The sequence below is a fragment of the Pseudomonas sp. 50_B genome (assembly GCF_017491625.1).
GTDB lineage: Bacteria > Pseudomonadota > Gammaproteobacteria > Pseudomonadales > Pseudomonadaceae > Aquipseudomonas > Aquipseudomonas danubii.
In genome coordinates this window covers 1-432 of record NZ_JAFGYX010000175.1, presented here as the reverse complement: position 1 = coordinate 432, position 432 = coordinate 1, and the positions used below count along the sequence as shown (strand labels likewise).

The 432-nt window shown below is 73.1% G+C and carries 1 pseudogene; it reads right to left on the bottom strand.

What is annotated here, in order from left to right:
• Positions 1-432 (bottom strand): annotated as a pseudogene (locus J5M73_RS31470) (MFS transporter); the annotation flags it as partial.

Here is a 432-nt window from a genome sequence, read left to right as displayed (position 1 = left end):
GTAGAGGATGTTGTGCGCGAGCACGTACGCGAACATCACCGCCAGCACGGGCAGCACGCCCGGCATCCGCAGCACGCGGGCGACCGGCAGCCGCTCGCCCGAGGGCCGCCCCGGCGCATCGGGCAGGCTCGCGCGCACCCACGCGATCAGCGCGAGCGTGAGCGCCGTCACGCCGGCGAACGTCGCGCGCCAGCCGAGCGCGGCGCCGAGCGCCGTGCCGAGCGGAATGCCGACCGACATCGCCACCGGCGCGCCGAGCATCGCGATCGACACGAGCATCATGAACGCGCGATAACGCGAAAACACCGCGCCGTAGACGGTGAACGCCGCGCCGTCGAGCGCGGCGGGCACCGGCGCGGCGAGCGGCGCGAGCCCCCAGACGAGCTTCACGCCCTCGGCGATCAGATACGCGAGACAGAACGTGAGCAGCAA